At 52.6% G+C, this 25695-nt stretch carries 19 protein-coding genes, 1 tRNA gene and 1 CRISPR repeat array (1 of these 21 cut by a window edge); of the genes, 6 read left to right on the top strand and 14 right to left on the bottom strand.

Annotation, left to right across the window (positions count from 1 at the left end):
• Positions 1-3318: direct repeats of the CRISPR family, unit length 29 nt; unit sequence CTATTCCCTACATGTGTGGGGATGAACCG (it extends 256 nt beyond the left edge of the window).
• Between the two features lie 531 nt (positions 3319-3849).
• Positions 3850-4188, top strand: a complete 339-nt coding sequence (locus J2I47_RS19205; RefSeq protein ID WP_207366218.1) for an SHOCT domain-containing protein — start codon at positions 3850-3852, stop codon at positions 4186-4188.
• A 49-nt stretch (positions 4189-4237) separates the two neighbouring features.
• Positions 4238-4978, top strand: coding sequence for a DnaB-like helicase C-terminal domain-containing protein (locus J2I47_RS19200; RefSeq protein WP_207366217.1), 741 nt, complete (start codon positions 4238-4240; stop codon positions 4976-4978).
• A gap of 162 nt (positions 4979-5140) precedes the next feature.
• Here J2I47_RS19200 and J2I47_RS19195 read toward each other — a convergent pair.
• From J2I47_RS19195 to J2I47_RS19180, 4 genes are all read right to left on the bottom strand, one after another.
• Positions 5141-5214, bottom strand: a tRNA-Asn gene (locus J2I47_RS19195).
• Positions 5215-5472: 258 nt separating this feature from the next.
• Entirely contained in the window at positions 5473-5778 is a 306-nt protein-coding gene (locus J2I47_RS19190; RefSeq protein ID WP_207366216.1) for a hypothetical protein, read from the bottom strand.
• Between the two features lie 103 nt (positions 5779-5881).
• On the bottom strand, positions 5882-6502 hold the full coding sequence (rsmG, locus tag J2I47_RS19185) for a 16S rRNA (guanine(527)-N(7))-methyltransferase RsmG (protein ID WP_207366215.1): 621 nt from the start codon (positions 6500-6502) through the stop codon (positions 5882-5884).
• A gap of 116 nt (positions 6503-6618) precedes the next feature.
• Positions 6619-7785, bottom strand: a complete 1167-nt coding sequence (locus J2I47_RS19180) for a glycosyltransferase (RefSeq protein ID WP_207366214.1) — start codon at positions 7783-7785, stop codon at positions 6619-6621.
• A 206-nt stretch (positions 7786-7991) separates the two neighbouring features.
• Between J2I47_RS19180 and tgt the strand changes: the two genes are divergently transcribed.
• Positions 7992-9122: a tRNA guanosine(34) transglycosylase Tgt gene (gene tgt / locus J2I47_RS19175; RefSeq protein ID WP_207366213.1), complete on the top strand. Its 1131-nt coding sequence runs from the start codon at positions 7992-7994 to the stop codon at positions 9120-9122.
• A 244-nt stretch (positions 9123-9366) separates the two neighbouring features.
• Here tgt and J2I47_RS19170 read toward each other — a convergent pair whose 3' ends face one another.
• From J2I47_RS19170 to J2I47_RS19155, 4 genes are all read right to left on the bottom strand, one after another.
• Positions 9367-10005 (bottom strand): acetoacetate decarboxylase family protein, encoded by a 639-nt coding sequence (locus J2I47_RS19170; protein WP_207366212.1) that lies wholly within the window; start codon positions 10003-10005, stop codon positions 9367-9369.
• Positions 10006-10017: 12 nt separating this feature from the next.
• The gene (locus tag J2I47_RS19165; RefSeq protein ID WP_207366211.1) at positions 10018-10737 is read right to left on the bottom strand and encodes a toxin-antitoxin system YwqK family antitoxin; all 720 of its coding nucleotides are present in this window, start codon (positions 10735-10737) and stop codon (positions 10018-10020) included.
• Positions 10738-10806: 69 nt separating this feature from the next.
• Positions 10807-11976, bottom strand: coding sequence for a glycoside hydrolase family 172 protein (locus J2I47_RS19160; protein ID WP_207366210.1), 1170 nt, complete (start codon positions 11974-11976; stop codon positions 10807-10809).
• Positions 11977-12133: 157 nt separating this feature from the next.
• Positions 12134-12694 (bottom strand): hypothetical protein, encoded by a 561-nt coding sequence (locus J2I47_RS19155; protein WP_207366209.1) that lies wholly within the window; start codon positions 12692-12694, stop codon positions 12134-12136.
• 152 nt (positions 12695-12846) lie between these two features.
• Here J2I47_RS19155 and J2I47_RS19150 point away from each other — a divergent pair, with 152 nt between their 5' ends.
• The 3 genes from J2I47_RS19150 to J2I47_RS19140 all read left to right on the top strand — a co-directional run bounded on the left by J2I47_RS19150 (position 12847) and on the right by J2I47_RS19140 (position 15492).
• The gene (locus tag J2I47_RS19150) at positions 12847-14544 is read left to right on the top strand and encodes an AMP-binding protein (RefSeq protein ID WP_207366208.1); all 1698 of its coding nucleotides are present in this window, start codon (positions 12847-12849) and stop codon (positions 14542-14544) included.
• Positions 14545-14645: 101 nt separating this feature from the next.
• On the top strand, positions 14646-14831 hold the full coding sequence (locus J2I47_RS19145; RefSeq protein ID WP_207366207.1) for a CsbD family protein: 186 nt from the start codon (positions 14646-14648) through the stop codon (positions 14829-14831).
• Positions 14832-15120: 289 nt separating this feature from the next.
• The gene (locus J2I47_RS19140; protein ID WP_207366206.1) at positions 15121-15492 is read left to right on the top strand and encodes an HPF/RaiA family ribosome-associated protein; all 372 of its coding nucleotides are present in this window, start codon (positions 15121-15123) and stop codon (positions 15490-15492) included.
• A gap of 96 nt (positions 15493-15588) precedes the next feature.
• Here J2I47_RS19140 and metK read toward each other — a convergent pair whose 3' ends face one another.
• From metK to J2I47_RS19110, 6 genes are all read right to left on the bottom strand, one after another.
• Positions 15589-16866 (bottom strand): methionine adenosyltransferase, encoded by a 1278-nt coding sequence (gene metK, locus J2I47_RS19135; RefSeq protein ID WP_207366205.1) that lies wholly within the window; start codon positions 16864-16866, stop codon positions 15589-15591.
• A 268-nt stretch (positions 16867-17134) separates the two neighbouring features.
• Positions 17135-18289 carry a lycopene cyclase family protein gene (locus J2I47_RS19130; RefSeq protein WP_207366204.1) on the bottom strand — a complete coding sequence of 385 codons (1155 nt, stop codon included), beginning with the start codon at positions 18287-18289 and terminating at the stop codon, positions 17135-17137.
• A gap of 107 nt (positions 18290-18396) precedes the next feature.
• Positions 18397-21672, bottom strand: a complete 3276-nt coding sequence (locus J2I47_RS19125; RefSeq protein ID WP_207366203.1) for a right-handed parallel beta-helix repeat-containing protein — start codon at positions 21670-21672, stop codon at positions 18397-18399.
• 390 nt (positions 21673-22062) lie between these two features.
• Positions 22063-22941: a lipoyl synthase gene (lipA, locus tag J2I47_RS19120; protein ID WP_207366202.1), complete on the bottom strand. Its 879-nt coding sequence runs from the start codon at positions 22939-22941 to the stop codon at positions 22063-22065.
• A 158-nt stretch (positions 22942-23099) separates the two neighbouring features.
• A complete protein-coding gene (locus J2I47_RS19115; protein ID WP_207366201.1) occupies positions 23100-23981 on the bottom strand; it encodes a hypothetical protein in 882 nt (293 codons plus the stop codon).
• A 162-nt stretch (positions 23982-24143) separates the two neighbouring features.
• Positions 24144-25601, bottom strand: coding sequence for a sugar MFS transporter (locus tag J2I47_RS19110; protein WP_207366200.1), 1458 nt, complete (start codon positions 25599-25601; stop codon positions 24144-24146).
• Positions 25602-25695: the final 94 nt, after the last annotated feature.

Here is a 25695-nt window from a genome sequence, read left to right as displayed (position 1 = left end):
TGTGTGGGGATGAACCGCGTTCAGCGTACCCACGGCCCCCTCCATGATCTATTCCCTACATGTGTGGGGATGAACCGAACTAGGGGTTCGGACGGAAGAAACCGTAGACCTATTCCCTACATGTGTGGGGATGAACCGATTGCTCCACGAAAACCGACCGTTATCGGTGTCTATTCCCTACATGTGTGGGGATGAACCGCGGTGCTGCGCCTCCACGGGCGTACCATCGGCCTATTCCCTACATGTGTGGGGATGAACCGTTTGCGGAGTTGGTACTTTTCGACGGCTCGTACTATTCCCTACATGTGTGGGGATGAACCGAACCTGGCCTCGGCGCTCATCAATCAGAATCACTATTCCCTACATGTGTGGGGATGAACCGCTACGCCAGCTATGTAGACGGTAGTAATCTCACTATTCCCTACATGTGTGGGGATGAACCGCCCCCGGTTAGTCGGGGTTGGGTGGTGGAGTGCTATTCCCTACATGTGTGGGGATGAACCGGTGACGTCGTTGGGAACGACGGTATCGTAGGGCTATTCCCTACATGTGTGGGGATGAACCGTCTCCATTCGTGCCAATGGACCCGTTGGGGGCCTATTCCCTACATGTGTGGGGATGAACCGGCATCGAAGTTATCTACCTGCTGATCGGTCTTCTATTCCCTACATGTGTGGGGATGAACCGCAGAACCACGTCTTGTTAAAGCCCGCCGTGGTCTATTCCCTACATGTGTGGGGATGAACCGCCCAAATCGTGACAGGCAATTAGCAGGCTACCCTATTCCCTACATGTGTGGGGATGAACCGGCCACAAACTGCTGATGCCGACCGACAAGCAGCTATTCCCTACATGTGTGGGGATGAACCGACCCCCTAAAGCCGGGCGTGATCCACGGCATTCTATTCCCTACATGTGTGGGGATGAACCGTAGACATTACGCCGCCGCCAAACGTGGGGCAACTATTCCCTACATGTGTGGGGATGAACCAGGCCAGCACAAACTACAAACACGTAGCCAGCCCCTATTCCCTACATGTGTGGGGATGAACCGCAATGGCAGCAATAGATTCAACAATGGATGTTCTATTCCCTACATGTGTGGGGATGAACCGATGGGCCGTTTACGCGGCCTTATTGGGTTCTACTATTCCCTACATGTGTGGGGATGAACCGTCCACCTGAATCAATAACCTGTATTATCCATTCTATTCCCTACATGTGTGGGGATGAACCGCTCAAAAACTTTGCTTTTGTGTTGCTCTATTTCTATTCCCTACATGTGTGGGGATGAACCGAACACGAAGATTTTGTTATGCTAAATGACTTACTATTCCCTACATGTGTGGGGATGAACCGAAGTCCCAACACATGCAGGGACAGGCAATAGACTATTCCCTACATGTGTGGGGATGAACCGAGTTAGTAACCGGCAGAGAAATCAATCTCTGGCTATTCCCTACATGTGTGGGGATGAACCGAAGCCCGCGCAAAGCCCGCCCGACCCCGTGACCTATTCCCTACATGTGTGGGGATGAACCGGCGGGTGGATATTTGTTAAGAAATTCATACCCCTATTCCCTACATGTGTGGGGATGAACCGGATGCGGCCAAACTGTTGTTAAAAGTCCAGAAACTATTCCCTACATGTGTGGGGATGAACCGTCGGGCAGGGAGAAGGTAAACAGGCTGCTTAACTATTCCCTACATGTGTGGGGATGAACCGTTGGTGTAGACGCGAACCATGTTGGCGTACTGCTATTCCCTACATGTGTGGGGATGAACCGCACCTGTCGGGCATATTTTTTCGGTCGGATGCCTATTCCCTACATGTGTGGGGATGAACCGACCGCCCCTTCTGCTTTTACCTTTTTGTCATACCTATTCCCTACATGTGTGGGGATGAACCGGCCCGGTCTTTGCAGTGCAGCTTCCAGCTACCCTATTCCCTACATGTGTGGGGATGAACCGCTGACCGGGGGTAGTGACAATTCGCCACCGCCCTATTCCCTACATGTGTGGGGATGAACCGTGAACACTGATCCTCTCCCGTTGATTATTCCGCTATTCCCTACATGTGTGGGGATGAACCGACATTCGTGATATTGCTGCTTATTGGGGTGTCTATTCCCTACATGTGTGGGGATGAACCGGGTTGGATACAGTTCACGCAGCAAGGAGGCGACTATTCCCTACATGTGTGGGGATGAACCGTGTATCAGCAGGGGCAGCCCGTCACACTGTTTCTATTCCCTACATGTGTGGGGATGAACCGGCACTGCGGGGTGATGTTCTCGCCCAGCAGAACTATTCCCTACATGTGTGGGGATGAACCGCAGGGAAATCGAGGAAGACGAATGGCTATCTGCTATTCCCTACATGTGTGGGGATGAACCGCCCGACATACCGTTAATGCCGGGGCCTTTGTAGCTATTCCCTACATGTGTGGGGATGAACCGTTGCCCCGCCCCGCCCGCGCGTTACCTATGCACTATTCCCTACATGTGTGGGGATGAACCGCACTACCGGCAGATGAAGGAGGAACAGGCCCGCCTATTCCCTACATGTGTGGGGATGAACCGATGATACGGAACGCCAAAGAGGGCGAACGGCACTATTCCCTACATGTGTGGGGATGAACCGAATCGACGCCCGTCACCACGCCGCCCGGCAGCCTATTCCCTACATGTGTGGGGATGAACCGTTTCAGGATACCAAGCGGGACATCGAGAAGAACTATTCCCTACATGTGTGGGGATGAACCGGATACGTATGATAGCCCCCTGCCGACCGACACCTATTTCCTACATGTGTGGGGATGAACCGCAAGGGTTACGTCACCATCGGCGCGATTGAAACTATTCCCTACATGTGTGGGGATGAACCGGCGTTGTTTTGACATAGTTGTAGAGTGTTAACCTATTCCCTACATGTGTGGGGATGAACCGGTCTACTGGCCGATTTGGCTCCTGGGTTTTCGCTATTCCCTACATGTGTGGGGATGAACCGACAAAAGCCCGCATAACGCTGTGCGCTATACGCTATTCCCTACATGTGTGGGGATGAACCGGATACCAGTGCCGCAAACGCGCCGGTTATCTTCCTATTCCCTACATGTGTGGGGATGAACCGGCCTTAATGCTAATTCGTTGCTTCGCTACCTCCTATTCCCTACATGTGTGGGGATGAACCGATCAAGCCGCCCAAGCATCCGGCGTCCTGGATCTATTCCCTACATGTGTGGGGATGAACCGAACTCAGGCGATGGCCGCGGCTTCATGATCTGTAACTATTCCCTACGCGTGTGGGAATGACCCGTCACCACGCCACAGAGGATGAACCAACGCTAGTTGGACCATATTTCGCATCGAGTAATGGATATGAGTTGTACTTATTAAAGTCTGATTCTACGGTCTATCATCTGTTTCATTTTTACTTATGTTTGTAATAGACCAATCAGTTCAACTATAGCAAAAGACTTCAAAAGACATACATAGTAGCGTTTAACGACACTTCCTGCCGTCGAAATCTGGTAAATTTTAGTGCAGGGGAGTGAGGTTAAATGCCCCGCGTCATGGCGCGGGGTGTTTGCTTCATTCTTGTACAAAGGTTTACCAGAACCTCGACGGCGGAATGATTGCAACCCCCGCGCTATTTTTTTGTGTCTGTTGAGGGCGTCACTCAACACATGAAAACATATTTTACAGGTTCAGGTACATCGTCCCTGTACAATCGCTCAACCACCGAATTTGGCTTTAGATATACCTCACGAGGTACTACACAAGGAAGCAATTCCGATGAGCTAGGATTAGGCTATTCTTTCCAACCTTCTAGACATCTGATGTAGTTATGCTTGGCACTATAGTCACCTGGTTCATTTTAAGCCTTTTTGTTGGCCTTATTGGCTCAAGTAGAAAAATTGGCTTTTGGTCTGCTTTTTTTCTCTCACTGTTTTTGAGTCCACTGCTTGGTCTGATTTTCACAATAGTGTCTAAATCACAAAGCCAGGAAGCGTTTGAGCAGCGAACGCTGGACCTTCATCATAAACAGCTTCAAACCATGCAACAAGGTAGCTTCGTACGCCCATCAGTGAGCGATGAGCTACGTAAGCTCAAGCAGTTAGCTGATGAAGGATTGCTTTCGTCTGCTGAGTATGAAGCACAACGTAGCAAAATTCTTGGTAATTGATTTCTCAGTGCAAATGCATCAATAAACAACACCCTTACTCACATTTAATATGATAGACTATCCCGAACCTAACTTTGCCCAGCAGTTAAGTAAAACTGTTAAATCTTTAGAAGATTTGCATAATGGCGTTATAAAGCAAATTCATTCATCCTGCTCACAGTTAGGTCAACTAATTAGATGTTACGGTTCGAGCAAGCTTTATGTAGTTGCAGGGCATGCTCAGATGGGTATGACGAAGCTTGTGGTCAGTGAAACGCTAAAAGCCTTAGACGATGGTCATGCTGTGTGCATATGCACGATAGGTGCTATCAACGGCAACCCCTACAAGGCTATGCAGGTGCAAATGCCGACAACCGATTCACGCTTGACCATCCACAATATGTCGCAGTTCTCTGTTGAACAACTTATCCAGAAGGCCAAAGCACTTAAGTACCAGGGCATGCTTGACATATTATTTATTGATAGCCTAAGCTTAGATGAGTTTGAAGTTTCCCAGGCTCAAGGTAAGGAGATCAATAGTATAGCTGTAAAACTCAAAAGGCTTGTTTACGAGTTGAAAATACCTGTAGTAGTGGTAGCTGAGCTAAGCGAAACTGTCGAAGGAAGTGATCGGGCAAATTGGCCTTCTATTGACGACTTTGGTAATTGTGATCCTCTATATATGCACGCCGACGTCGTGATGCTTTGCTACCGCTCTTTTGCACAGCTGGAGCAATCTCCGACAGCACCAACCCATGTGCAGGTTGTCAAAAACCGGACAGGCCCCGAAGGTGTTGCTGACCTCTATTAACACTTACGATTGCTAAAACTTAACTCTACCACAAAAGGGGCTTTTTATAGCCCCTTTGTTGTTTATAGGCACTTACACACATGCTAAGATGTATTGCAAGTTGTATTGCAACTGTCATAAAAAAAGCAGTCACGAATAAACGTAACTGCTTGATTATCAATGCTCCCGAAGCTGGGCTCGAACCAGCGACCCTCTGATTAACAGTCAGATGCTCTAACCGGCTGAGCTATTCGGGAAGGCGCCGGACGACTTCGTTGTTCTGAAATCGTGGTGCAAAAGTAGGGCCTGCGGGCATCCTGCGCAAGTGTTTGGACGAAAAATTTGGCTTTTTAGCCCTGCTGCCAATAGCGATTGGGCTATTTGCGCGCAGAACCTGGTGACTGCCAATGACTAAGGATAGCCTGATCGATGGTGGTGTAGCAGAAAACTTTTGCTACGGCCTGCCACGCCTTAGCTCAACGGCCAAACGCCGCCCGGTACCACTCCGCCAAACACTAACGTCCAAAGGTGTCGGGACGGTGGTCAGGGACGTTTTGCAGGATCAGCTCCTTCACGCGGCGGGCGTCGCCTTTGGTGAAGTTGTTCAGCACGATCTCAGGCCGGGCGCGGGGGATGACGCGGATGGTGGCGAAAAACAACCCGTTGTCGATCTCCACACCCGATATGTCGGAGTAGAAAACGAAGTTATCAACGCCGCCAATGAGCTTTTTGGCCCGGAAGGTTACGCCCTTGTCATTGAACTCGATCACGTCCTGCCGGATCGGGTCCTTAAAACTGCTGCTGCTAAATTTCTCGTTCATGGTAAGGAGAGTTCAAGGTTTAATGCTCAATGTTTAAAGTTGCTTCACGTTCGCAGAAGCTGGGCGCGAAGCAACTTTAAACATTGAGCATTAAACCTTAAACCTATTTTTTAACGTACACTACTTTTTTCGTTTCAAAGAATTCGCCCTCGAAGTAGTCCGAGAGGTTGTAGAGGCGGTGTTTTTCGGGAATCTCGGCGAGTTCCTCGGTGACGTCGCCGCCCTTGAGGTATAGAACACCGTTGTTGAGGTCGTTGTTGCCGCGTTTGGTGATCTTGTAGCGCACCCAGCCCATAAACGGCTGTAAGCGCGTGACGGCCCGGCTCACCACAAAGTCGTAGGTACCCTTAATCTGCTCAACCCGCGCCTGCTCGGCCCGCACGTTTTGCAGCCCCAGCGCGGTGGTCACTTCCTGCACTACCTTGATTTTCTTCCCAATGCTGTCGACAAGGTGAAATTTCACCTGCGGAAACAGAATAGCCAGCGGGATGCCGGGAAATCCCCCGCCCGTGCCCACGTCCAGAATTTCGGTGCCGGGCTTAAACTGAATCACTTTGGCAATACCCAGCGAATGCAAGACGTGCTTTTCGTAGAGCGCGTCGATGTCCTGCCGCGAGATCACGTTGATCTTGGCGTTCCAGTCGCGATACAGCCCGTCGAGCGCCGCAAACTGCGCCCGCTGCTCATCGGTAAGGTCGGGGAAGTAAGTGAGGAGTTGTTCCAAGGGGAGTTTAACGTTCAAAGTCCAGGGTTTAACGTTCAATGCCTAATACTCAAAGTCAAAAGTCACTCTGAAGCAGGCAAACTTTAGACATTAAACTTTAAACGTTGAACTAAATTTCACCAGCCCCCCTGTTTCCGTCGCCAGGTGAGGGCTACGCGCAGGGACGACAGGCAATAATAGATGGCCAGCGTGAGGTCGGTGAGAGGGATAGCGAAGGAGCCGATCTGTTTTCCCAGCCGGTTGCTGATGCGGCCGATGATGCCCCAAAATAAGCCAAAACGAACCACAAACAGACCCGTAGCCGTCAGCAGCAGTGGATTCAGCAAAGCCATTGTCTGCCCCGACAAGACCAGATACAGCACGTAGAAACCCACGGCGAGACCCAGTACCCACGTGAGCACGTGCGAGGCGGTGATAATGCCCAGCCAGGCTTTATCAACAGCTTTATAGCGCTTGCCCACGGCCAGGTGCCGCTGTTTCTGCCGTTGCCAGTCGGCCCAGGTCTCTTTCGGGGCCGAGGTCGTGAAGGTGTCGGGGTGCAGAGATACGGCCACGTTGTGGGGGGTGGCGGCCTCGTTCACAAACAGGTCGTCGTCGCCGCCCCAGACGCGCATGTGGCTATAAAACCCTTTGTGACGGAAAAAGACCTCGCGGCGGTAGAGCAGGTTGCGCCCTACCCCCATGTAGGCCCGCCCTACCAAGGCCAGCGACAGGTATTGCACGGCCGTAAACAGGGTTTCGGACCGGATCAGGAAGTTCAGGAAACCTGGCTTCCGCTCGTAGGGCGATACCCCCAGCACAATTTCGGTACCGGGTTGTTGCAGCGGCTCCACCATGCCCGTGAGCCAGGCGTCGGAGGCGGGGCGGCAGTCGGCGTCGGTAAGGAGTACGGTGGGGTACAGGGCCTTTTTGAGGGCAATGGTCAGGGCGTATTTTTTGGGCGTCACATGGTCTGGCTCCACGTCGATGCGGATTGTGCGGAGGTTAGGCAGCAGGTGCACCATTTCCTCCAGCAGCACGTCGGAGAGGTCGGTAGAGCGGTCGTCCATCACCAGCACTTCGTAGAGTGGGTAATTTTGTGCCGTCAGCAGGGGCAGCAACGCATAGAGGTTGTCGTGCTCGTTGTGGGCACATACCACCACCGTAACACCCATCACCGGAGCCACAGTGGCACTTTTGGGGGCAGAAACAGGCCGAAAGGCCAACCGCGAAAAGAGAAAGAGAAGGCAAAAAAGCTGAACCACCAGCACGAACAGCCAGCTTGCCAGAAGGATGAGAATCAACAGAACGGTAGCAGTTTTATCGAATAAGTAAGCCGATGTAGCAGTCCGCAAAGATAGACACAAACGGCGGCATCGTACCTTTGTGAAAGGGGGAATGGAGGAACGGTAGGAAAGGAGGAACGGGGATTTGTGACGCAAACAAGCTTGCACGCCCCCTTCAACTCCTTTCCTACCGTTCCTCCATTCCTCCTTTTCTCCGTTCTTTCATGACATTTACCATTGAGCAAAACGACCCGCAGTCGCAGGCCCGGACGGGATCGCTGACTACGGATCACGGCGTAATTCAGACGCCCATATTTATGCCCGTCGGCACGGCGGGAACAGTGAAAGCAGTTCATCAGCGTGAACTGGAAACCGACATCAAGGCCGACATCATTCTTGGCAACACCTACCACCTCTACCTCCGCCCCGGCCTCGACGTGATGCGGCAGGCAGGCGGGCTACACGCCTTCAACGGCTGGAAACGGCCTATCCTGACCGATTCCGGGGGGTATCAGGTCTATTCGCTGTCCAACACACGGAAGATCAAAGAAGAGGGTGTCACGTTCAAATCGCATATCGACGGGTCGAAACACACGTTCTCGCCGGAGGGGGTGATGGACATTCAGCGTACCATCGGGGCCGACATTATCATGGCGTTCGACGAGTGTACCCCCTACCCCTGCGACTACCCCTACGCCCGCGCCTCGATGGAGATGACTCACCGCTGGCTCGACCGGTGCATTACCCGTTTCGACGAAACCGAGGGTCACTACGGCTACACCCAATACCTGTTTCCCATTGTGCAGGGCAGCACCTACCCCGACCTGCGGCGACAGTCGGCGGAGGTGATTGCGAGCAAAGAACGGACGGGCAACGCTATTGGTGGCCTGGCCGTAGGCGAACCCGCCGAGGAAATGTACAAGACCATCGACATTGTCAACGAGATTCTGCCCAAGGACAAACCGCGCTACCTGATGGGCGTGGGCACACCCGCCAACATTCTGGAAGCCATCGGGTTAGGCGTCGATATGTTCGACTGTGTGATGCCCACCCGCAACGCGCGCCACGGTTTGTTATTCACCACGGAGGGCATTATGAACATGCGCAACGAGAAATGGAGCCGCGATTTCAGCCCCATCGACGCCACGCTCGGTGGCTACGCCAGCACGTTCTACAGCAAAGCCTACCTGCGCCACCTCTTCAAAGCCGAAGAACTTCTGGCCGGACAAATCGCCAGCCTCCACAACCTCACCTTCTACCTCTGGCTCGTCAGGCAGGCCCGGCAACATATCGCAGCGGGCGATTTCGTGTCGTGGAAAAATGAGATGGTTGTGCGGTTGATGCAGCGGATGTAAGGAGTGAATGAGTGGCGGCTGGTCGTTGTCGCGCGGTCGTTGTCGCTTGGCTCCTGCCGAGTGACCTCTATCTGAGGGCCTCCGGCCCGTACTTAGACTTTAGAATAGTTTGGCCTGTATGACTCAACGTCGCATTACGGGCCGGAGGCCCTCAAATACTAGTCACTCGGCTGGAGCCAAGCGACAACGACCGCGCGACAACGACCGCGCGACAACGACTCACAACGACCGCCCAGCCACTCGTTCACTGTTTCTCCGGTACCGGAAATACCATCGTAAAATCCTTTACTGCAATGGTTGCCAACCGTATACCCTGGGTAATGTCGGGGAAAAAAGCGGGGTCGATCTGGAGGTTATGAAGACGGGCAAGCTGGCCTTTACCGGTAGCCTTGGGCGCAGTTAACAACGTTGCGTTCCGGCGCTGTTGCGTCACCTGAAAACCAGGTAACAGCCTGGTGCTTACCGGAAACGACAATCCACCCGATGTAGCCCGCACCGAGAAGAACGGCTTTCCCTGCCGACTGACCACATACGTCGTTGAGCCGTCGGGTTCGTGGGTAATGTCGAAATCGGCCTGTTCTTTTGGGATACCCCAGTTTTCGATGCCGTTGTCAACGCTGACCTGGGTGGAAACGTAGATTTTCGAAATAGAAAACGTGGTGTTGCCGCCAATGGAAAACAGCCCCGGAATGAACAGCAGCTCCCGGTACGGCCCCACGTTCGACGTTTTATAGTCGACCAGCATCACCGTGCCTAGCCAACCCCGGTAGCCCGCTTGCTGAAAATCGGCCAGGAAACCGTGTTGGCGCACGAAGGCTTCGGGGAAGTGAGCCACCAGCACAAGGCCATCGCCGTGCAGGGTCCAGGGGGGCGGAGCGGTCATTATAAAAATAGATTAACGGGGTCGGCCTACCATCTGCGTAGTAATCACCGGCGGTCGTTCAATGGCAAAGCCGGTCAGCACAATGCTTTCAAACAAAAAAACGGTGGGCACCGGCTTATCCTGATATACCACCGGCACCCATTCGACCCCCTTAAACGCCATGTTCATCGCATCGCGAGCCGATTTTTTAAATTCATCAGCCGGATTCGACGCTATGACCCGGTAGCTGGTCCCCATTGGCGATACGGTAGCTACCACTTTGTACGACAGTTCTGTTATTCCTGACCGCAGTAACTGAACCGGAAAACGGACTTCTCGCCCCATGATCGTATACAGTTGAGCCGTACTGGCCAGGTAAACCGGGGCGGCATCGAGGTAAACGCTGGCTATTGTGTCGCCCTGCTGCACCTGCGCTAGCGAAGCCAGCTTCTGAGGGCGGTTCAGCGTCACTACTTGTCTAGTGGTATAGTCATATACCAGTTCGGTTTCTCCTTTCTGGTTGTAGAACGTCCACGGCCCCACGCGGCGACCAGTTTCATAGCGGCCCTCTTCCAACAGTTGCTTGTTACCAATAAGCATTTTCTTATAGTTGCCCGCCCGCATAGTGTCATTGTCGGTAAGCACTTCAAATTGCTCCAGCAGGTATTTCGACCGTTTCTTGACCGTTTTCAGGGTTTGTGCTTCGGTAAAGAGGGGCAGTAAAAGACATAGCAAAAGAAGCCGGTTGTTCATAGTTGGGTTAGTTTGATTACCCCAAATGTATTAATTCGTCCTAGCAAAATAGATTGATCAAGATCTAGTTTATCGTGGCACCTCCAACTCGTCTTTGGTGGGTAGCTTGGGGAACCGGGCGTGGGGTTCGCGCTGATACCAGTAGGCCACTGTGGCAATGTCAGATTGCTGCGGGTAGTACCGCCCGCCACTACGCCAGCCCAGGTCCTGAATATTGATTTTCAAGTCTTTCTCAAACCGGATCGGATCCATGATATGCCAGCGATACATGCCAAACGCCTGCTGCGATTTATAGGTACCGTCGGGTTTGATCACCTGATGCAGCCCGGCGTAAGGGGTTGAAAACGGCACGTACTGCCCGCCCCGGTCGAAGTTGTAAGAACCGCAGAAATAGTCTTCCGTGCCCGTACCCGCAATGGTCGGGAAGGTAGTGTCGCCGTCGAGGAAGAATTTGATTTCGCCCTCACCCCACCAGCCGTTGTTGTTCACGCCGATAGCCATGTAGGTGCCCACGTACTGCCCTTTTCCCTGCACCCCGTCCAGAATTGTGTGCAAAGCTCCCTTCGTGGGGTTCGACCGGCGGAACTGCGCATGAAAGTAAGCCTCGTCTTCGGCCACCGGGGTCAGCGTATAGTTGATCTGGTAGTAGAGCCGCATCTGCTCGTCTCTGTTGAGATTCTCCAGGGTGACCTTACAGCGTTTGCGAAACGGCATTTTCCAGTAGCAGTTAAATGCGCTGCCGGGGTTCACCGTCACGGGCAATGAGTTCAGGTGCGCATATTCGCCCCAGCCCATGCCGAAGAAGTCGCCCACGGGCACCTCGATAGACGGCTCTTTTTCGTCGTCCCAGTAAAAACGCAGGATCGAGTAGCGCCAGTTGCCGGTGGGGGTCATCCAGATCTGCTGAATCGCGCCCGGCCCTTCCATCTCGGCAATGGTGATGGTTTCGCCCTTGTCGACAATAATAAACGGGTTTACTTTCCAGCCACGCCCCAGGTCGCGGGCTTCGTTGGCGGCGTTGGCTACGTTGCGCTGCCCCTTCTGCGCCACGGGATCAGCCATGGCACCCTGCCCCTTTCCACCGGTAAAATTTTCGGGACTGATCGATCTCGTTTTGGCGTCCGACAACCGCGACAGATTACCGAGGTTCATGTCCAGCCCATCAAATCCAGCAGAGCGCTGGGCATGGGTAGTAAGGGCAAAAAAGCAGCAGACGAGGCTAAGAAAGGCATTTTTCATAATCTTCCGGTAGCGTTTAGTACGGCTACGGAAGCTGGAATGGCAAGGAATTTACTAGCAGGTTGAATGATGGTGTGGGGGCCAAGGAAGCTTCCTTGGCCCCCACACCATCATTCAACCTGGTTATGTAGTGGCATACACCACTACAGTTCCTCAGCTATTTTGCTTTCTTCGCTTTTTCGGTATTGGCAACATTCTGCTTACCGGCTTTGGAACCGGCTACTTTTTTGGCGTTGGTAGCCTTCTTTTCGCTTGGCGAAAGTTTATCCCAGGCTTCTTTGGGCAAATAACGCGTAGTGCCACCTTCACGGTCGGCGGGTTTGCCATCCGACGTTTTCCAATCCTCGTCGGTCCACTTTTCTAAGTGCTTCTGCGAATCGGTTTTTTTATCGTCTTTGTAGCCCCCACCCTGCTTTTCATATTCATGAGAGAGTAACTGTGCCTTCCGGGCACTCCACTGGCCCGCTTTGCCACCCTTTTCTCCTTCCTTGATTTCGTTCTTCAACTTTTCACGAAGCTCAGGGTCCGTGTAGTTGTCGTCCTTCTTGGCCGATGTTTTTTTGGCAGCAGGCTTTTTCTCTGCTGTTTTTTTGGCGGCGGGTTTCTTTTCCGCTGTTTTCGTTGCGGCGCTGCCCTCCTTTTTGGCCGTAGTTGATTTGGCACCCGTTGTGCGTTTGTCGGTGGTGCCGTCTGCTTTCTTTTTGGTTGCTGTTGCCATCGTAATAAGTGTTCGTTGAGTAAAACGCCCTCGGCAAATCCTGCCAGATAACGTCACAGCTAAACCCATTAGCTACTATTTTGTTCGCCTCTTTATGTGTATGATTTTTTCCCTATTAAATTGTACTCGAAAGCTAAATGAGCCTCACTATCATGAACCTAGCTACGTCGCCCGCTACCCAAACTGCCCCTGCTACGCTAACCGATTTTTTTCTGAAGTGGGAAAAATCGCAGCCTGAAAAGATCTACCTGCGCCAGCCGGTTGGCGATGCCTTTATCGACTACACCTGGGCCGAAGTAGGTCAGCAGGCTCGCCGCATGGCCACCTACCTGCAATCGCTGGGGCTACCCCATGGCAGCAACATTGGGCTGGTTTCGAAAAACTGCGCCCACTGGCTCATTGCCGATTTAGCCATTTTTTTCAGCGGCCATGTATCGGTGCCCTTCTACGCCACGCTTAACGCCGGTCAGATTCAGCAGGTAATGGAACATAGCGGCTGCCAGGCCCTCTTTGTGGGTAAGCTCGACGACAACCCGAATCGGTGGGCTGGCATGAAACCGGGTGTGCCAGCAGGCGTCAACCTGATCGGTTTCCCCGACTACGCTGCCATAAATGATGCCGACCTGGTGCCCTGGGACCACATTATGGCTACCTGTGATCCCCTACAGGCCGTTTACCAACCCCAACCCGACGACCTGTATACCATCATTTACACCTCTGGTACAACCGGCAACCCCAAGGGCGTCATGATCGACTATCGGGCTGTGGCTGAGGCAGTCAGCCATACGTCGGTGATTATGAAGCACAACACGCCCAATGCCCGCTTCTTTTCCTACCTGCCGCTCTGTCACGTGGCCGAGCGCAACGTGGTGCAGGCCACGAGCCTGGCTACGGGTGGTACTGTCTATTTCGCCGAATCGCTGGAGACATTCGCCAAAAACCTGGCCGTAGCTAAGCCTACCCACTTCCTGGCGGTGCCCCGCATCTGGACAAAGTTCCAGTTGGGTATTCTGGCCAAAATGCCCCAGAAAAAGCTCGATCTGTTCCTGAAAATTCCGATCCTGTCGGGCATCGTGAAAAAGAAAATTCGCGAGGGGCTGGGCCTAAACGAAGCTGTGCTCATTCTGACGGGAGCCGCACCCATGCCCAAATCGCTGATTCTCTGGTTTCGGCGCCTGGGCATCATCATTCAGGAGGCCTATGGCATGACCGAAAACCTGGGCGCCGTCAGCATGATGCCTACCAATGACATTCGCGATGGGTCGGTGGGCAAGGTATACCCCGGCATGGCCGTGAAAATAGATCCGCAAACGGGCGAAATTCTGACCAAATCAGGCTGGCTTATGCGGGGCTATTATAAGGAACCAACCCTCACTGCCAGCGTCTTGCAGGACGGTTGGCTGGCCACCGGCGACGTAGGGACCCTCGATAAAGATGGTTACCTGACCATCACGGGCCGGGTGAAGGAGATGTACAAAACGGCCAAGGGCGAATACATTGCCCCGTCGCAGATTGAGTTTGGCTTTGCCGACAATATGTTTGTCGAACAGATCTGCGTAGCTGGTCAGCATCTGCCGCAGCCTCTGGCGCTTATCGTACTGTCGGACATGGGTCGTCAGGCCGAACGCATCGCCGTGGAACGAAGCCTGGAAGACACCATCAACGCGCTGAATCCAAAGCTGCACAACTACGAACGGGTGCGAAAAGTGGTGATCGTGCGTGACCCATGGACGGTAGATAACAACCTGATGACACCCACGATGAAAATAAAGCGAAACGTTATTGAAGCGCGTTATGACGCCCAGCTACAACCCTGGTATGAAAATGACGAAGTAATCATCTGGGAGTGAGTACTGGGAAGCAAGCGCTAAACAATTTTTTCTCAACATCGTTCTATTCATATGGCTCAGGGTGAGCCAACATTCATTACTCAACTAAACCAGTCAACGTCATGAACGAGACAACCGCCAGTGGTCTTTGGGACCAAATGAAAGGAAAAATAAAGCAGGCTTACGCCGACCTGACCGACGACGATCTAACCTACGAAGACGGTAAGGAAGACGAAATGTGGGGCCGGGTGAAAGAGAAAACAGGCAAGACGAAAGACGAAATTCACAAGTCTGTTGCCGATTTATAGGTGTACCCCGTACAAAAAAGCCAGATTCGCCCTGTTGGTGAATCTGGCTTTTTTGCGTTTTCCGGGCACATGCTACAGGCGCATTTTAGACTATATAAAGAATATGCATTTGTTCAACGTTCCACGAAACGACGTATATAGGTGTCAGTAAGGCCCAATGTGATCTTTATATGAACAAGTGCGTGAAACACGATTGCACATTTCGCCGGAAGGCTTGACTTGTATAGGCAGAAGAACAAACTTAGATAGTCCATTGGTATATGTTTCACTTTATAACCGCTTGGACCATATGAGAGTACAGATGCACGCCGTGCGCTTCACGGCCGATCAATCACTACTGGATTTCATCCAGAAGAAACTCAACAAATTAGACACCTTCCATGACCGCATTGTGAGCGCGGAGGTGTTTTTACGACTCGACGGAGCCGAAACCGCCAAAGTGAAAGACAAAATTGTCGAGGTGCGGCTCAATATCCCCGGAAAAGAACTCTTCGTTACTGAACGTAACAAATCATTTGAGGGCGCCGTTGAGCACCTCATGGACGTGATGAAAGATAAGCTCGTCCGCTGTAAAGAAAAACGTACCGATTTCTCCAGCCCCGCTATTGTGCAGGCCCAAGACCAGCAGGAGCAGGAAGCTGTTGAGCAGGATGAGTATTGATTAATGTACAATGCATAATGTACAATGCACAATGGGGCTGACGCAAGAGTAAGACGCGTCAGCCCCATTGTGCATTGTACATTATGCATTGTACATTCAAATCCCAAACGCTGCTTTGATCTGATCAACGAAGTCCAGCTTCTCCCAGGTGAACAGTTCCACTTCCATGGTTTTGGTGTGGCCGTTGCCGCCGAACGTTTTTGTAACGACTTCATTCTTGCGACCCATATGCCCATAGGCAGCCGTTTCCGAATAGATTGGGTTGCGCAGTTTCAGGCGCTGCTCAATGGCGTAGGGGCGCATATCGAAAATGCTGCCGATGGCTTCGGCGATAGCCCCGTCGTGGAGGTCGGTTTTGGCCGTGCCGTAGGTGTTGACGTATAGACCACAGGGTTTGGCCACGCCAATGGCATACGACACCTGCACCAGCACCTGACTGCACAGGCCCGCCGCCACCATATTTTTGGCAATGTGCCGCGTAGCATACGCCGCCGACCGGTCTACTTTCGAGGGGTCTTTGCCCGAAAACGCCCCGCCGCCGTGGGCACCCTTACCGCCGTAAGTATCCACAATGATTTTTCGGCCCGTGAGCCCCGTATCACCGTGAGGGCCACCGATAACAAACTTGCCCGTTGGGTTGATATAGTACGTGATGTCGTCGTTGAAAAGGCCCTGTAGCTCAGGTTTTAGTTTCGCCTTCACGCGGGGAATCACCAGATTGATGATGTCTTCACGGATTTTAGCCAGCATGGCCTCGTCGGCGTCGAAGTCATCATGCTGCGTTGAGACCACGATGGTATCAATGCGGATAGGCCGGTCATCGTCAGAATATTCAATTGTCACCTGCGATTTGGCGTCGGGGCGGAGGTAGCCAATGAGGCCAGGCTCGGTGTTGCGGATCAACGACATTTCGCGCAGGATAGCGTGGGCTAAATCCAGCGGCAGGGGCATGTAGTTGTCGGTTTCGTTGGTGGCGTAGCCAAACATCATGCCCTGATCACCAGCCCCCTGTGCATTAGCTTTCGATTCAAAATCGTCGGCTGCAGCAGCCCGGTCAACGCCCTGATTAATATCAGCCGACTGGTCATGCAGGGCCGAGAAAATACCGCATGAGTTGGCCTCGAACATGTATTCGCTCTTGGTGTAGCCAATCTTGCGGATCACTTCGCGCGTGATTTTCTGCACGTCCAGGTATGTCTCGGTCTTGATTTCGCCCGCCAGCACCACCTGCCCGGTCGTTACCAGCGTTTCGCAGGCTACTTTACTCGACGGATCAAAGGCTAGAAAGTTATCGATAAGGGCGTCGGAGATCTGATCGGCGACTTTGTCGGGGTGTCCTTCAGAAACTGACTCGGACGTAAATAGATAAGGCATTGCGACTCCGTTGGGACTTGGTTGAAGGTGCAAAACTAAGCAAAAAGAAACAGAGGGCGGTTGCTATTGTGGGGAGGCAAGCGATAAGAAGCAAGAAGCAAGAAGTAAGAGACAAGAGATAAGAACCAAGAGGCAAGAACCAAGAACACACTTGCTTCTCGCGCTTATATCTTACTTCCTGCTTCTTGCTTCTTGCCTCTTACTTCTTGCTTCTTATCTCTTACTTCTCGTCTCTTACTTCTTGCTTCTTATCGCTTGCCTCTACCCTTCAAAAGATCTTCTTCCGCATCACATCGATCGCTCCGGCGATAAATGGCGCAATGGGTACGCTGTTCATGATGCGGATATCTTCCCAGAAACTGGTGTCTTCGTCCAGGAACCGGAGAATATCTTCGGGTGGGTTGCGCTGGTAAAGGTGCGTAAAAATGTCGTCGGCGGGGTGGCGGTTGTTTTGTAATACGTTTAGCAACACGCTGTCTAACCAACCTTTAAAGGGCTTGGTAAACCACGATTTGCGCCGTTCGGGTCTGCCCGTAGCGGCCAACAGGTCGACCAGTTCGCGGAGGTAGCGCTGGGTACGTTGAAAGGTATAGCCGGTAGACGGTTTGGTATATCCACCCGACGTGCCAATCCGCACGATGTGTTCGGCGGGGTTTTCGGGAGCGGGTTCATCAGACATGGGAATGACGCCAAATTCGGTTTCGCTGATCTGGTACGCGCCGGCGTCGAGGTGGGTGGCGATGTAGGTACGCAGTGCAGCCTCATAATCGGCGGCCTCCAGCAAGTGGTCATTGAAGATGGTATATTCAACCATCGCCGTTTTTTCGTCAAATGGCAGCACATACAAAAACCGGCAGTCGCCCTCCTGTGCTACCCGGAAGTCCATGATCCGGGGGTGATTTACGTCGAAGCAGGGCTTTTCGGTGGTAATTACCCAGCCTTTAAAATGCTGTAACAGGTTATGGCGTTCGGGCTTGGTGAGGTTCAGCGCGTAGGTACTGTCAAAAACGTAGTTAGCCATAACCGGCTCATCGTCAACAATCAGGAAAGCGCCGTCGGGCGTGTCTTTCAGGCGGTTGATCGTTCCCTGTCGCCGTTCAACGTTGGGAAATTTAGCTAAGTGGGCCTGAACATATTCGTAGAAGTCGATGCCCCGCAGCATTTTGTATTGGTAGTCGCCGATGTTGAGCGGCCCAGACAAGGTCGTTCCAAAGAAGTCGACTGTGTTCCAGGTGCGAAACAGGATAGACTCGAACGGGCCATTACCACGCTCCCAAAAGCACCACGTGCGGTCATTCTTATTCTTAATTTCTTTATCAATAATCAATATTGACCGGTCTTTCAGGGGCGAGTGGGTGAGGTGGTAGGCTAAACTCAGACCAGCCATACCGCCACCGGCAATAATAAAATCGTATTTTTTCATACTCCTCCCAAAAACAGCTTGTGTTGATCATACCAACTAGCTGTATTCCACTAAGTACGTACATGGCCGAATTGTTTGCAATGAACGGCTACAGAGGCCTTATCAGTCTACTGACTTTGCCTCAGTCGCAGATCAGCCTGTGCCTCGTCGTCTTCACCATTGGTAAACCCGTTGCCGGGCCGGGAATCAGCGTCGGCCTTGTCGCTGCTAAGCACCTGTCCCCGTAACAAATAGACAGGCTGATTTGTGGTGGTGCCCGTTTTGAGCTTAACGGTTAGTGTCACGCGCCCGCCCACCGGCACCGCCACGGGACTGGCCGTCAGCAGCGCACCGTTGCTGCTCCAGCCCAATCCACTCAGAAACGAAACGCCTGCAGGCAACTGCAGCTGTATCCCTACCGCCGAAGCCGCAACGCCGCCCGCGTTGGCCAGGGTCACGTAGCCCGTGAGGGTATCGTTTGTTGCCACTATGCGTCGGCTCAGCGAGAGTTGTAGTTGTAGATCAGTCTTGTTGGGGTCAGCTGTCGGCTGATTCAATTGCACGGCGGGCAAGGGTAACTGATTGACATTGGGTGAATTAAAGACAGCCGTACTGGCCGGATCGCCTACCCTGAATGAGATCATAGCCGTATCATCTTCGCCGTCGCCCGTACCCGAATCGGGTCGGCTGTCGGGGTCGGTATTCAGGCCAAGCTTGATCTGCGCCGCCACGTTATACTGACCACTGGCGGTGGGCCGCAGCCGGATAGTAAAGGACGAGTCGATACCCATATGCTCAATAAAGGCCGAAAATCCACCCGGATCGATAGTCACGCCTGGGGGCGCTTCTATCAATTGCAGGTTGGGCGGCAGCTTACATGTCCATTGGGTATATATCAGGGGGGCAGTGGGGGTCTGGTTTTCGGCCTTTACGGTCACTAGTACGTCACCATTGAGGGGCACATACCGGCGGTTTGTTTTCATCATCAACCGCAGATCGGCAGGGGGCAGCGTGTCTTTGATCAGCACCACCGACTTAAACGGTGATAGGCGCAACGACCCTTTATAGTATTGATTTTTCACATCCCTGTAAGTGCCTGTTAGGCTTACGACGCTGTCGCGCAGAGTGGGATTATACACAATCCTGACGTACTCGTCGGGTGGCAGCCGTTTGTAGTTTCCCTGGTTCAGGCGGACGTTATCGACATAGATCGGGTTGGGGTCTTCCGGCATCTGAATGACAATGATGGCCTGCTGTTCGCTGTTGTTGGCCACAAAATTGAGCTTGTATGCGGACCGCGTGGTACTTATCGATACGGTATACCGTTGGCTGAGGTCCTGGTAGGGCGAAAATTTCTGCCGCAGGTACACCTCTACCGATTTTGGCCCGGCTGGCGCGATGGCATCAAACGAAAGGCCATAACTCTCGGCCTTGGTCAGTGTCCCCAGTTCAACCGTGGCGATCTGGTACGAATCGGCTTTGCCGGAGGGTGTCGGGAAATGAATTTTTAAACTACCTCCGTCCAGTTGACCCGACGGATTCCAGCTTACCCGCCCGTTGCCATACGGGCTGTAGGTATACCAATTGTCGACCGAAGCGTTGAAGAAGCTTGAAAAGATGGTGTAGCCATCGCCGCCTGAAGGTAAGTATTCGGGATAATGCATCGGTTCGGTTCGCGAGTGCACATCGTGGCCAAAACGTGCCTGCCAGGTTTCCAGCGGAATGCGGCTGTAGCCGTAGCTGTTGATCACGGCCTGAATATTATTGATGTTGATAAACGGCGATGCGTAATAGTTGTAATCAAAAAAGCCGTACTGCTGTAAATCGTCGGCATTTGATTCTATTTGGGCGGCGATCTGCACTGCCTCGCGCCCTACAAAGATGTTGTTCTGCACGGTATGCCCCCGCATCACACAAATACCGGCGTCATGGTACATGGTGAACTGTGACATCCCGTTGTTGAACGACGTATTGCCTCGCACCTGCACATTGCTTGTGGCATGGAGATAGATGCCCCACTGGTGCGTCTTGAAAATTGTGTTGTCGCTGATGTCAACCTGCTCCACGCAGTTGTCCAGAAAAATGCCGTTTGCCCCCGAATATTCTTTTTGAAATGAGCCCTCAGGCGCCCCCAATCCGTTGTAGATGATGTTGGAGGTCAACTTGACATTGGTCATCGGCTGCTTGCCGCCATTCCAGACGTAGAGCGCCCCGCCGTCGCTTTTGGTCATGCAAAAATTCGAGATCACATTCTGCCGAATGGTGGTATTGTTCCAGAACGTAATGCCGTTGTAGCCCACACTGTCGATGGTGTTGTTTTCCATCAACACAAACTCTGCTTTCGACTGAATGCCGTTGTACTGCCCATCGCCGCTTTTACCCCGCCCCGGTAAAGCTCCCACCTTACGGATAGTATTGTTACGCAGGATGACATCGCGGTAATTACTCTCGATAAGAATACCGTTGTTGTTGGTGTTCAATAACTTGCAACCATCTATTAGTAGATCGCGGCCACTACCGGTAATTGTAATCCCGTCTTCGCCTGAGTTAACCAGATCGACGCTGACGAACGAAAAACTGGATGAATTGCTCACCGCCACGGCTGTGGCCAGACTCTCGGCTACCTGCAGATTACGCAGTACTACGTTCGACGCATTTGACGCGTCGATACCCTTCTGACTCACCGCGGCCGTAATGGTCTGGCTGTTTGGGTTAGCCAGCGAATCGAACAGCGATATGGTTTTCGACGAACCCGTATAGCACCACTCCCCCTGCTGATCAAGCGTTTTGGGATGGTTCTGGATAAAGAACCCCCACCCGTCGGCCGGGAAATAGGTTGAGTTATTGATTAAGTTGAGGGTGTCTTTGTATTGAGCACTAATTACAGCCCGGTCAATGATCCACTGCGTTGGGCGCATGGCTACTTCACCCCCGGCAAAGCCCAGCGGCAGGGTTTCCAGGCTCACAATCCGGTATTTCTGGTCGTGACTGTTGATGGTCAGATACCCTTTGTTGGGTGCGGTGGGGTTGGGATACCGGCCCAGCGGCAGGGCTACTTCGCTTCGGTATACGCCCGTTAGGCGGTCGCCACAAGCCGAACAGTTGACTTGCCAGATGTTGGCATTAAAGCTTGACCGTGTCCAGCCGGTTACGGGGATTGAGCCACTCAGTACGGGCTTGTTACCTCTGTCATAAGCCGCAAACACAATGGGCCGCCCCGCCGCCCCCGACTGACTGATCTGCAACGTTCCCCGGAAGGTATCGCCCCGTTTAAACAATACTGAGTCACCCGCCTGTAGTGTCAGCGAACTTACTTTGCTCAGACTCTGATACGCCTGCGATGCCGACCGGCCTGTGTTGTTGTCGTTTCCCGTTGTTGATACGTAATAGGTTACCTGTGCCATGCCTGCCAAAGACACGAGGCTCAGGCACCAGCAAAGCAAAAACGTTAAGAAAAACCTACATGATTCATAAAAGGGAATAGCCCGTCGACAGGCCTTGGGGCCAGCAGGCGATTGGTGTTTCATTAGTTTGTTGAGTAGATGAAGAGCAACTGAAAGACGGCTTCAGCCGGGGCGATTGTAAAGTCGCACTAACCAAAGCTTTTCTTCCGCTACATAGTATAAATACGCATACAGCTACTAAGCGGATTGACCATACAGCTTATTGGAATTATATTATTTCTTCACAAAAAAAGCCCGGTAATTACCGGGCCTGGATTAAATTGATTCTTTGGTTGGTTAGTCGTTGATGACCATGATAACCTTATGACAGGTGAGCTAAATCAAACGTCACTATACATGCACATGGCGTTCGGCATGGTAGCTTGACCGAACCAGTGGGCCAGCTTCTACGTATTTGAGGCCACGTTGCTCACCCTGCTCTTTATACATGGCAAACGTGTCGGGGTGAATCCACTCGATTACTTCGTGGTGCATTTTAGTGGGCTGCAGGTATTGGCCCAGGGTGAGAATATCGCAGCCGTTTTCGACTAAATCATCCATTGCTTTGAGCACTTCGTCCTGGGTTTCGCCCAAGCCGAGCATAATGCCGGTTTTGGTGCGCTGGCCGTAGTCTTTGGTGCGCCGTATCTGCTCCAGACTACGTTCATACCGCGCCTGCGGACGAACACGCCGATAGAGCCGCTCCACGGTTTCCATATTGTGCGACACTACCTCCTGTCCACCTTCAATCATCCGGATTAACGCATCCCAATTGCCTTTGGTATCGGGAATGAGCGTTTCGATGGTCGTGGTGGGCGACGCTTCTTTCACCGCTCTCACCGTCTGATACCAGATTTCGGCACCCCGGTCTTTCAGCTCATCGCGATTTACCGAGGTGATCACGGCATGCTTCACTTTCATGAGCAAAATGGCCTCGGCCACACGGCGCGGTTCGTCGGTGTCGTATTCGTTGGGACGACCTGTGGCCACGGCACAAAACGTGCAGCTTCGGGTGCAGACGTTGCCCAGAATCATGAACGTGGCCGTGCCTGCGCCCCAGCACTCGCCCATGTTGGGGCAGTTACCGCTTTCGCAGATCGTATGCAGTTTATAGGTATCTACCAACTTCCGTACGCTGGCATATTCGGGGCCAATGGGCAGTTTCACCCGTAGCCAGTCGGGCCTCTTTGCACGCTGCTGCTGGGACGGAATTACCGGTAAATCAATCATGGTATATCTCCACTCGTTTCATGAAAAATGCGTTTGAGCGGGGTAAAGTTCTGTTGTAATGAACAATGTATAATGTACAATGAACAATGGGCTGGCGCGTCAACAGTACAGACGCGCCAGCCCATTGTTCATTGTACATTATACATTGTTCATTACAACTACTTTTTCGACCCGAAGAACAGCGTGACGTAGCCGGAGGTGAAAAAATTCCGGTTACCCACTTCGCGGCCACCCGCTGTAGGGTCCAGATTGGGGATGATGACGATGGTTTTGGGGAATATTTCCGATAAAAACCCGATCTCTACGCCAGTAGTGTTGTTACGGAATGCACTCAACTCAAAGCTGATAGCCGCCTTGGCGTGAATACCCACCGTCAGCGTCGATTCGCCCAGGCCCTTGAAAAAACTACCCGACCCTACAATGTTTTCAGCGGCGCTGTAGGCCTGCGCGTACGGAATCTGGCGGGTGGTGTTACCCGACGATACTTCGACGTAGTAGGGCTTAATGATGCCCAACGAAGGACCCGCGGCGAAGATGGCGTTGACGGAGATACCCTCGTCGGCATTGCGGCGGAACAGGGCAAGTTCGCGGCCATACTGAGGCCGGAGCACAAACAGGTAGTTCTCTTTACCTGGCGTAATCGATGAGGTACCGAAATTATTCTGGGGTGAGTACTCACGCGGACTTTTTACATTGACCAGCTCGAGACTCAGATAACGGTATTGCGGTTTGCCAAACAGGTCGCCATCCAGCCGCTGCGACTGCCGGAACACAAAACCACCCAGCAAACCGGCGTTGGTGTTGGTGGTGATGCCGAAGGTGGTAACCGTTTGGTAGTCATCCTCATCGCCATTGTCGGCGGCCGGTTTTGGTTGAGCCAGGGACCTTGTGCGTTTGGCTGTTGCGTTATTGTTGGCTGCGCCCACCGACGGCCGCGTCCGCAAAGGAGTTTCCCTTGGCGTTGTTTGCGCCAGCGCACTACCCGCCGCCAACCACAAGCTAGCGAGGCTTACCAACCCAACTGTATATATAGAGCGCATAGCGATTATCTTCTGAATATGAAAGTTACTGTTTTTCAGTAAAAACGCGCAGGTCAGGGTGGTTGTTTTATTGAGTGATTGAGCGAATGAGTGATTGAGTGAATGGGCTGACGCAAGGGGTTGCTCCGGCGCCAGCCCATTCACTCAATCACTCATTAAATCCTAGTGCCCTCCCTTGCTTGCAACGGCCTGGTCGAAGTCGATGCCTTGTTTGCGGAGTACGGTTTGTACGCGGATGCCAAAGAAGAACAGGTAGGCAAAGCAGGCCACCGCCACCAGGTAGGACTGCTGAATACCCACCACGTCGGCAAATTTGCCCTGCACAACCGGAATAATGGCCCCACCCAGAATCATCATGATCAGGAATGCAGCACCCTGATTGGTGTATTTACCCAGGCCGGCCGTGCCCAATGAGAAAATACTTGGCCATAGGATTGAGCAGAACAAACCCCCGCTGATAAGTGAAAACAAGGCGATTTTGCCCGTGGTAAACACGCCGATTAAAGCCAGGATAGCGCCCACCGCTGTGAAATAAAGCAGGATAGTAACGGGCTTTTCGCGGGCGGCCAGGAAGGTGGCAATCATTACCACCACGCAGATAGCGTAGGGTAGCAAGTCGGTAACGTCGCCGCTGTAGATGGCGTTAACACCCAACACAATGGCAAAGGCCACAAAGGGCACCACAAACACCAGAACGCGCTTCATGGCAGCCGACGGGTTAAAGTTACCGATAGAGGCCGTCCAGCGCCCGATCATCATGCTGCCCCAGAATAGCGATACATATTTCGACACCTGAGAGGCTTCGAGGTGCTCTACTTTTTTCAGGTATTCGCCCAGGTTTGAGCCAATCGTTACCTCCACGCCAACATACACAAAGATGGCAGTCATGCCCAGCACCAGCTGCGGATATTTCAGCACGCCCGTACCCACTTCCACCTTCTCATCGTTGGTGATGTGAGGCAGCTTCGAAAGCTTGAAAAAAGCAGCCAGGGCCAGAAAAAGGCCACCCAGAATCAGATAAGGCACTTTTACCGACTCAACAGTGGCAGCTTTGGCGGCTTCGGGCGAAATGGAACCGAAAATGGCAAAAGAAACCAATACGGGGCCGATAGTACCACCGAGGTTGTTGACTGCTCCACCCAGGTTGATCCGTTGCGCACCCGTTTCGGGTGGCCCCAGCGCAATCATGAATGGCTGGGTAGCAGTTTGTTGCAGCGAAAAACCAAGGCCCACAATAAACAGACCTGACAGCAACAGGGCATACGATTGCGTTTGCGCAGCCGGGTAAAACAGCAACGTACCCACCGCCGAAATCAACAGGCCATACACGATCCCGTTTTTGTAGCCGATCCGGTTGAGCACGTCGGTTTTCATGGATGCCGACACCAGCAGGTACAGAATAGACCCCACGAAATAGGCCGCGTAGAAGGCAAAGTCGATATACTGCGCCTGGGTTTGGGTCAGGTGAAATTTATCTTTGAAAAGAGGAATCAGGATACCATTTGAGGCCGCCACGAAGCTCCAGAAGAACCAGACGGTCATGAGCGTGTACAGAGCCGACTGGTTGTCGGACTGCTTGACAAGGGGTTGGCCCGACGAGGCAACAGGTTCATTCACCATGTGCGTTAAGATTTGGTTAAGGCAACAGAAAGGAATTTTTTATTGGCCCGAAAAGGCGCTTGAGCAACAAAACTAACTAGATTCCAGCAGATGT

Source organism: Fibrella rubiginis (assembly GCF_017353185.1).
Taxonomy (GTDB): domain Bacteria; phylum Bacteroidota; class Bacteroidia; order Cytophagales; family Spirosomataceae; genus Fibrella; species Fibrella rubiginis.
The sequence above is the reverse complement of the archived record's forward strand: the minus strand, read 5'-3'. Positions and strand labels throughout refer to the sequence as shown.

Bases quoted from the DNA above. Each gene is read 5' to 3' on its own strand.
- J2I47_RS19205 (WP_207366218.1), top strand. From the start codon at position 3,850: ATGCTTGGCACTATAGTCACCTGGTTCATTTTAAGCCTTTTTGTTGGC.
- J2I47_RS19200 (WP_207366217.1), top strand. From the start codon at position 4,238: ATGATAGACTATCCCGAACCTAACTTTGCCCAGCAGTTAAGTAAAACT.
- J2I47_RS19190 (WP_207366216.1), bottom strand. From the start codon at position 5,778: ATGAACGAGAAATTTAGCAGCAGCAGTTTTAAGGACCCGATCCGGCAG.
- tgt (WP_207366213.1), top strand. From the start codon at position 7,992: ATGACATTTACCATTGAGCAAAACGACCCGCAGTCGCAGGCCCGGACG.
- J2I47_RS19170 (WP_207366212.1), bottom strand. From the start codon at position 10,005: ATGACCGCTCCGCCCCCCTGGACCCTGCACGGCGATGGCCTTGTGCTG.
- J2I47_RS19165 (WP_207366211.1), bottom strand. From the start codon at position 10,737: ATGAACAACCGGCTTCTTTTGCTATGTCTTTTACTGCCCCTCTTTACC.
- J2I47_RS19160 (WP_207366210.1), bottom strand. From the start codon at position 11,976: ATGAAAAATGCCTTTCTTAGCCTCGTCTGCTGCTTTTTTGCCCTTACT.
- J2I47_RS19155 (WP_207366209.1), bottom strand. From the start codon at position 12,694: ATGGCAACAGCAACCAAAAAGAAAGCAGACGGCACCACCGACAAACGC.
- J2I47_RS19150 (WP_207366208.1), top strand. From the start codon at position 12,847: ATGAACCTAGCTACGTCGCCCGCTACCCAAACTGCCCCTGCTACGCTA.
- J2I47_RS19145 (WP_207366207.1), top strand. From the start codon at position 14,646: ATGAACGAGACAACCGCCAGTGGTCTTTGGGACCAAATGAAAGGAAAA.
- J2I47_RS19140 (WP_207366206.1), top strand. From the start codon at position 15,121: ATGAGAGTACAGATGCACGCCGTGCGCTTCACGGCCGATCAATCACTA.
- metK (WP_207366205.1), bottom strand. From the start codon at position 16,866: ATGCCTTATCTATTTACGTCCGAGTCAGTTTCTGAAGGACACCCCGAC.
- J2I47_RS19130 (WP_207366204.1), bottom strand. From the start codon at position 18,289: ATGAAAAAATACGATTTTATTATTGCCGGTGGCGGTATGGCTGGTCTG.
- J2I47_RS19125 (WP_207366203.1), bottom strand. From the start codon at position 21,672: ATGGCACAGGTAACCTATTACGTATCAACAACGGGAAACGACAACAAC.
- lipA (WP_207366202.1), bottom strand. From the start codon at position 22,941: ATGATTGATTTACCGGTAATTCCGTCCCAGCAGCAGCGTGCAAAGAGG.
- J2I47_RS19115 (WP_207366201.1), bottom strand. From the start codon at position 23,981: ATGCGCTCTATATATACAGTTGGGTTGGTAAGCCTCGCTAGCTTGTGG.
- J2I47_RS19110 (WP_207366200.1), bottom strand. From the start codon at position 25,601: ATGGTGAATGAACCTGTTGCCTCGTCGGGCCAACCCCTTGTCAAGCAG.